The 7,161-nt window shown below is 68.2% G+C and carries 7 protein-coding genes; 5 read left to right on the top strand and 2 right to left on the bottom strand.

What is annotated here, in order from left to right; genetic code table 11:
• On the top strand, window positions 1-620 hold a 620-nt coding region (locus JNN06_RS14350; protein ID WP_291240279.1), incomplete at its 5' end, for an HAD-IC family P-type ATPase.
• Window positions 620-778, top strand: coding sequence for a cbb3-type cytochrome oxidase assembly protein CcoS (gene ccoS / locus JNN06_RS14345; RefSeq protein ID WP_291240278.1), 159 nt, complete (start codon window positions 620-622; stop codon window positions 776-778). The genes JNN06_RS14350 and ccoS, both read left to right, overlap by 1 nt.
• Window positions 779-912: 134 nt before the next feature.
• Here ccoS and JNN06_RS14340 read toward each other — a convergent pair whose 3' ends face one another.
• The gene (locus JNN06_RS14340; protein WP_291240277.1) at window positions 913-2,925 is read right to left on the bottom strand and encodes an NADPH-dependent 2,4-dienoyl-CoA reductase; all 2,013 of its coding nucleotides are present in this window, start codon (window positions 2,923-2,925) and stop codon (window positions 913-915) included.
• Window positions 2,926-3,033: 108 nt separating this feature from the next.
• Here JNN06_RS14340 and JNN06_RS14335 point away from each other — a divergent pair, with 108 nt between their 5' ends.
• From JNN06_RS14335 to JNN06_RS14325, 3 genes are read left to right on the top strand one after another with little or no spacing between them, the layout of a single operon-like run.
• Entirely contained in the window at window positions 3,034-3,510 is a 477-nt protein-coding gene (locus tag JNN06_RS14335) for a GNAT family N-acetyltransferase (RefSeq protein WP_291240276.1), read from the top strand.
• A complete protein-coding gene (locus tag JNN06_RS14330; RefSeq protein WP_291240275.1) occupies window positions 3,507-3,863 on the top strand; it encodes a CidA/LrgA family protein in 357 nt (118 codons plus the stop codon). Before JNN06_RS14335 ends, JNN06_RS14330 begins: the two co-directional genes overlap by 4 nt.
• A complete protein-coding gene (locus JNN06_RS14325) occupies window positions 3,860-4,576 on the top strand; it encodes an LrgB family protein (protein WP_291240274.1) in 717 nt (238 codons plus the stop codon). The genes JNN06_RS14330 and JNN06_RS14325 overlap by 4 nt, the downstream gene beginning before the upstream one ends.
• On the opposite strand, the gene JNN06_RS14320 is transcribed toward JNN06_RS14325, so the two are convergent.
• Complete coding sequence (locus tag JNN06_RS14320; protein WP_291240273.1) at window positions 4,570-6,909, bottom strand: transglycosylase domain-containing protein; 2,340 nt, start codon at window positions 6,907-6,909, stop codon at window positions 4,570-4,572. The genes JNN06_RS14325 and JNN06_RS14320 overlap by 7 nt on opposite strands.
• Window positions 6,910-7,161: the final 252 nt, after the last annotated feature.

Below are 7,161 nucleotides of genomic sequence, written 5' to 3'. Positions count from 1 at the left end.
TGGGCCGGGCGGGCTGGTGCGGCGCCGAGACCGATCTGGGCGTCACGGCGACATGGCTTTGCACCGGCGAAGGGGCGCCGCGCCCCTTCACCTTCGCCGACCGGCTGCGCCCCGGTGCCGCCGAGGTGGTGGCGGGCCTGTTGCAGCAGGGCATGGCGGTGCGGCTGGTCTCGGGGGATACGCCCGGCGCGGTGGCGGCCATGGCCGCGCGTCTGGGCATCAGCGATTACAGCGCAGGCACCCTGCCCGCCGAGAAGGCCGCGCTGGTGGCCGCTCTGACGGCAGAGGGGCGGCGCGTGCTGATGGTGGGCGACGGGCTGAACGACACGGCGGCGCTGGCGGCGGCGCATGTCTCGATCTCGCCCGCCACGGCGCTGGATGCCGCGCGCACGGCGTCCGACATCGTGCTGCTGGGGCAGGATATGGCCCCGATCTCTGACGCGCTGCGCATCGCCCGGCAATCCACCCGGCGCATCCGTGAAAACTTTGCGATCTCGGCGCTTTACAATGTGGTCGCCGTGCCGCTGGCGCTGGTGGGGGCGGCCACGCCACTGGCGGCGGCGCTGGCCATGTCGCTGTCGTCGATCTCGGTCACGCTGAACGCGCTGAGGCTGAAATAATGGAAATCCTGACCATCCTCATTCCGGTCTCGCTGTTTCTGGGCGGGATCGGGCTTGTGGCCTTTTTCTGGGCGCTGAAAAAGGGCCAGTTCGACGACCCCCATGGCGATGCCAACCGCATCCTCACCAAGGATTACGACGAGCGCCCCAAGCCCTGACCGCGCCGGGGGGCTGTCTGCCCCCCGACCCCCGAGGATATTTTTGAACAGATGAAAGACGCCTTATTCATCTGTTTGCAAATATCCTGCGGGGGGAGGCCCGGCACGGGCCGTGGGGGGCGCAAAGCCCCCCGTTACAACGCCGCAGCCAGCCGGACGCCTTGATCTATGGCGCGTTTTGCGTCCAGTTCGGCCGCCACATCGGCGCCGCCGATGATGTGGCAGGGCAGGCCCAGGGCCTCGATCCCGGCGGCGAGGCTGCGGTCGGGGGTCTGGCCCGCGCAGATCACCACCGTATCTACCGGCAGCAGCTGCGGCGTGCCGTTCACCGTGACGTGCAGCCCTTCGGGTGTGATCGCCTCATAGCTGACGCCGCCCAGCATCTTCACGCCCTTCATCTGCAAGGTCGCGCGGTGAATCCAGCCGGTTGTCTTGCCCAGTTTGCGGCCCGGTTTCTCGGGTTTGCGTTGCAAAAGCCAGACCTCGCGCGCGGGCGCTTCGGGGCGGGGGCCCTCGGGGGCGAGGCCGCCCGGCACCTCGGCCGGGTCGCCGACCCCCCATTCCTGCCGCCACAGCGCGGCGTCGAGCGTGGGGCTGGTGCCGTGATGCACCAGATATTCCGCCACATCAAAGCCGATGCCGCCCGCGCCCACCACGGCCACGCGCGCGCCGACCGGGGCGCCGCGCAAGACCTCGCGGTAGCCCAGCACCTGCGGCGCGTCCTCGCCGGGGATGCCGGCGGGGCGGGGGGTGATGCCAGTGGCAAGGATGACCGCATCAAAGCCCGCCAGATCCGCCGCCGTCACCTCGTGCCCGAGGCGGGGTTTCACCGCGCTGGCGGTCAGCCGCGCGGCGAACCAGTCGATCAACCCGCGAAACTCCTCTTTGCCGGGGATGGAGGCGGCCAGATGCAATTGCCCGCCCACCTGCGGGCTGCGGTCGAACAGGGTCACCTCATGGCCGCGCTCGGCGGCGGTGAGGGCGGCAGAGAGGCCCGCAGGCCCGGCCCCGACGACTGCAAGACGTTTCGGCGCGGTGGTGGTGGTGATGACCAGCTCGGTTTCATGGCAGGCGCGCGGGTTCACAAGGCAGGAGGTCAGCTTGCCGCTGAACGTATGATCCAGACAGGCCTGATTGCAGGCGATGCAGGGGGCGATCTGCGCCGCCTTTCCGGCCGCCGCCTTGGCGACGAAATCGGGGTCCGCAAGGAAGGGCCGCGCCATCGAGACCATATCGGCCATGCCGCTGGACAGCAGCCCTTCCGCCACCTCGGGCGTGTTGATGCGGTTGGAGGTGATGACCGGAATGCCCACTTCGGGGCGCAGCCGCGCCGTCAGATGCGCGAAGGCCGCGCGCGGCACCGAGGTGGCGATGGTGGGCACTCGCGCCTCATGCCAGCCGATACCGGTGTTCAGCACATCGGCCCCGGCGGCCTCGATGGCATGGGCCAGCTGCACGACCTCTTCCCATGTCGAGCCGTTGGGGATCAGGTCGATGAGCGAGATGCGATAGATCAGCAGCCCCGGCCCGAGCGCCGCGCGCACCCGTGCCACCACCTCGACCGGCAGGCGCATGCGGTTTTCGTAAGCGCCGCCCCAGCGATCTGCGCGGCGGTTCACATGGGTGACGAGGAACTGGTTCAGGAAATAGCCCTCTGACCCCATGACCTCCACCCCGTCATAGCCCGCCTCCATGGCACGGGCGGCGGCGGTGGCGATGTCGGCGATCTGCTTTTCGATGCCGGCCTCGTCCAGCTCCTTGGGCGGAAAGGGCGAGATCGGCGATTTGACGGCAGAGGCCGAGACGCAATCGGGGCCATAGGCATAGCGGCCCGCATGCAGAATCTGCATGGCGATGCGCCCGCCTGCATCATGCACGCGGTCGGTGACCAGCCGGTGATTGGCGATGTCTTGCGCGGAGAACAGGCCCGCCGCGCCGGGAAACACGCCGCCCTCGCGGTTGGGTGCCATGCCGCCGGTGACCATCAGCCCCACGCCGCCGCGGGCGCGGGTGGCGTAAAATTCGGCCACGCGGTTCCAGTCGCCGGTTTCCTCCAGCCCGGTATGCATCGACCCCATCATGACGCGGTTCTTCAGCGTGACGGCGCCAAGCGTGATCGGCTGCATCAGATGCGGATAGGTGGTCATGGCTTGGGCCCTCCCTTGGCTTGGCGCCACAGTCGCAAAGCGGCGCGGCGCTGTCACCGGCAACGCTGCGTCATTGACGCGGCGCGAGGCCGGGGGCAGGGTGGCGGCATGAGCCTGACGCCCTACCAGATGCAGCCGCAAGACGATCCCGCGCCGGTGCTGGCGCTGATCCGGGCGGCCTTTGCCGATATGGCGGGGCGGATTGATCCGCCCTCGTCGGCAGGCGCGCTGACCGGGGCAGAGGTGCGGCGGCAGGCGGCAGAGGGCGAGGTCTGGCTGATCGGGCGCGCGCCGGAGGCCTGCGTGTTCCTCACGCCAAAGCCCGGCGCGCTGTATATCGGCAAGCTGGCCACGGCGGAGGGGGCGCGGCGGCGCGGCCATGCGCGGGCCTTGATCACCCTGGCCGAGGCGCGCGCCAGGGCGCTTGGCCTGCCCCTGCTGGAGTTGCAATCTCGCATCGAGCTTGTGGAAAATCATAATGCCTTCAAGGCGATGGGGTTCGCGGTGGTGGGTGCCACTCGGCATCCCGGCTATAGGCGCGACACCAGCCTGACCTTCCGCCGCACCGTCCCGGAGGCCCCATGATCCCAGCACTTCTGACCCTGCTCGCCGCGCAATTGGCGGGCGAGACCCTGACCCGGTTGACCGGCCTGCCGCTGCCCGGCCCGGTGGCGGGCATGTTGATCCTGCTGGCGGGTTTTGCCCTTTGGCGCCCGCTGGTCGAGGTGGTGCGGCCCTTGGCGACCACCATTCTGGGCAATCTGTCCTTGCTGTTTGTGCCGGCAGGCACGGGGGTGGTGGGCCATCTGGACAAGATCGCCGCGCATGGGCTGGGGCTGGCGGTGGTGCTGGTGGTCTCCACCCTGGCCGCGATCGCGGCGGGGGCGCAGGCCTTTGCGGCGGTGGCGAAACTTCTGGGGACGGAGCCGGAGACGTGAGGGATTTTACCGAAATCTGGTCTTACCTCGCGCAAGGCCCTTTGCTGTGGCTGACAGCGACGCTGGCGGCCTATGCCATTGGGAATGCCTGCTTTCAGGCAGCAGGGCGGCGGCCTTTCGTCAATCCGGTGCTGATTGCGGTGGCCTTGCTGGCGGGGTTGCTGTGGCTGACCGCGACGCCCTACCCGGTTTACTTCGAGGGCGCGCAATTCGTGCATTTTCTGCTGGGGCCCGCCACGGTCGCGCTGGCGCTACCCTTGTGGGACAATCTGGGCCATGTGAGGCGCGCGGCCCTGCCCTTGCTGGCGGCGCTGCTGGCGGGGTCAACCGTCGCGGTGGTCAGCGCGTTGGCGCTGGCGGTGGGCTTCGGGATCGAGGGCGAGGTTCTGGCCTCGCTGGCGCCCAAATCGGCCACCGCGCCAGTGGCGCTTGGCATTTCAGCCAGCCTTGGCGGCTCGCCCACGCTGACGGCGGTGCTGGTCATCCTGACCGGCATTGTGGGGGCGATCTGCACGACGCCCCTGCTGAATGCGCTTGGCATCCGCGACTGGCGCGCGCGCGGCTTTGCCACCGGCGTGGCCGCCCATGGCATCGGCACGGCGCGGGCCTTTCAGGTTCACCCGACCGCCGGGGCCTTTGCGGGGCTTGGCATGGGGCTGAACGCAGTTCTCACCGCATTCCTGGCGCCGCTGGTGCTGCGGTTGTTTCAGTAAAGCCCGTTCGTGGCGCCAAGCGCCTCGTTCAGCGCGTCTTGCAGCGGGTCGCCGCTGGGGGAGGGCGGCGGAGGCGGGGCCACATTGCCCGAACTGGCCGCCTGACCGCCAGTCTGACCGCCAGTCTGGCCGCCCAGATCGACCGGCAGGTTCGACCCCGGCGCCGGCCCTCCGATATTGCCCGCCGGGATCATGTCGCCCGGCTGTTGCGAGCTGGCGCTGATCTGGCCCTTGCGCGGTTGCGGCGGCAGCAGGGGCAGCGGCTGCGGCGGCACGCCCTCATGGATGCGCACCATGACCTCGTGCCAGATTTCCGCCGGAAGGCCCGCACCCGTCACGCCCTGAAGCTGGCGGTTGTCGTCATAGCCCATCCAGACCCCGACCACATAATTGGCCGAAAAGCCGATGAACCAGGCATCGCGAGCGCCATTGGTGGTGCCGGTCTTGCCCGCCACCGGGCGCTCGCCCATCCGCGCGCGGCCGCCGGTGCCGCTTTCCACCACCTGAGTCAGCATGTAGATCAGCTGCTGCGCGGCCTCGGTCTGGATCACGCGCTCGCCGATCCCGCCATCCTGCCCGATCAGCTCGGCCTCCTCGCCCTGCAATTGCAGGCTGACAAGGCCGTAAGGCTTCACTGCCGAACCGCCATTCAGAATGCCCGCATAGGCGCCGGTCATCTCCAGCAGGGTGCTTTCGCTGGCCCCAAGCGCCAGTGCAGGCCCGGCCGCCAGATCGCTTTTCAGCCCGAATTGCGAGGCGACCTGCCGCACCACGTCGCGCCCCACCGCTTCGGAGATTTTCACCGCCGGGATGTTGCGGCTTTCGGCCAGGGCGCGGATCAGGGTGATCGGGCCATCATATTTCTTGTCGTAATTCTCGGGCGACCAGGGGCCTGAACCCTTGATATTGATTGTTAGCGGGCTGTCATCCACAATATCCAGCGGGCTATAGCCCAGATCCAGCGCAGCGGCATAGACGAAGGGCTTGAAGGTCGATCCGGTCTGGCGCAACGCCTGCGTGGCGCGGTTGAAGCTGCCGGCCCCTTGGGTCTTGCGCCCGCCCACCATGGCGCGCACGGCGCCGTCGGCGCTCATCACCACGATGGCGGCCTGCGCCTCGGACCCGGCTTTCACCTTGGTGTCAAAGATATGCGCAAGCCCGGCCTCGGCCTTGCGCTGGATCTGCTGGTCCAGCGTGGTGCGGATGATCACGTCCTCGGTCGTGTCCTTGGTCAGGAAGGTAGGGCCGGATTCCATCACCCAATCGGCAAAGAAACCGCCCGCGTTCTTGGCCGCCGCTTCCGACAATTGCGCGGGTTTCGTGCGGGCCTCGGCGGCCTCGGCGGCGGTCAGATAGCCCTGCTCCTCCATCAGGCCGATGATGACATTGGCGCGATCCTGCGCGCGTTGCAGGTTGGAGGTGGGGGCATAGCGCGACGGCGCCTTGAGCAGGCCCGCCAGCATCGCCGCCTCGGAGGCGCTGACATTGGCCGCCGATTTGCCGAAATAGCGCTGCGACGCGGCCTCGAACCCCCGGGCACCCGCGCCCAGATAGGCCCGGTTGAAATAGATCGTCAGGATTTCGGCCTTGGAATATTTGGCCTCCATCGCCAGCGAGAAGGGGATTTCCTTCACCTTGCGCCAGACGCCCCCGGCGCGGCAATCTTCCTCATACTCGCCCTCGGTCTTCCACAGCGCGGGGTCATATTGCACGCCAAGGCACAGCAATTTGGCCACCTGCTGCGTGATGGTGGAGCCGCCATTGCCCGAAAGCGGCCCCCGGCCTTCGGCGAGGTTGATCTTGATGGCCGAGGCAATGCCGCGCGGGCTGATGCCCAGATGGCCGTAGAACCGCTTGTCCTCGGTCGCAACCACTGCCTCGCGCAGGTATTTCGAGACGTGATCCGAGGTGATCATGCCGCCGAAGGTCTCGCCCCGCCAAGCGTAAACCTGGCCGTCGCGATCCAGCATGGTGACCGAACCGCGCGCGCGGGCATCGACCAGCGCGCTCACCTCGGGCAGTTGCTGGTAGAAATAGGCGGTGGAGCCCGCCACGATCAGCGCAACCAGCGCGGTGACCCGCCAGCCGACGCCCCAGATGATGCGCCAGACCAGCGAGAGCAAGCCGAGGATCAGCGTCAGGATCAGCCCATGTTTGCGCGGGCTGGCCTTGCGCGGGCTGCGCTTGGGCGGGCCGGGCTTTCTGGGCGGCGGCGTGCCGCGCCCAGAGCCGCCCCCCGAGCCGCCCCCCGCGGGTTTGGCGCTTTTGGCCGCAGGCCTGCCATAGCGCCGATCCGCCACAAGGGGCGCGCCCGATTTTCCCGATCCACTCATGCCCGATACGCCTGTGATCTTTGTCTTTTGCCGGAATCTTACCCTGCCGCGTCGCGAATGTGGAGTGGGCGCGAGGGCGATTCGCAATTCCATGCCGCTCAAAAATTCATCATGCGCGGGTGATTGTGCAAAAAATGTGCAACATGCGCGCAGTTCTCCAGTGCCGGCAAGGCTGAAAACTTGTGCATGTGCAGCATTCCCCGCCTTCTTGAGGGCGCAAGGTCCGACGCGCCAGCCTCGGGCCGCCTGCCA

This window comes from Gemmobacter sp., from assembly GCF_016792925.1.
Lineage (GTDB): Bacteria > Pseudomonadota > Alphaproteobacteria > Rhodobacterales > Rhodobacteraceae > Gemmobacter.
This window is presented reverse-complemented; position numbering and strand designations above follow the sequence as displayed.

Coding starts and splice junctions, on each gene's coding strand:
- ccoS (WP_291240278.1), top strand. CDS start 620: ATGGAAATCCTGACCATCCTCATTCCGGTCTCGCTGTTTCTGGGCGGG.
- JNN06_RS14340 (WP_291240277.1), bottom strand. CDS start 2,925: ATGACCACCTATCCGCATCTGATGCAGCCGATCACGCTTGGCGCCGTC.
- JNN06_RS14335 (WP_291240276.1), top strand. CDS start 3,034: ATGAGCCTGACGCCCTACCAGATGCAGCCGCAAGACGATCCCGCGCCG.
- JNN06_RS14330 (WP_291240275.1), top strand. CDS start 3,507: ATGATCCCAGCACTTCTGACCCTGCTCGCCGCGCAATTGGCGGGCGAG.
- JNN06_RS14320 (WP_291240273.1), bottom strand. CDS start 6,909: ATGAGTGGATCGGGAAAATCGGGCGCGCCCCTTGTGGCGGATCGGCGC.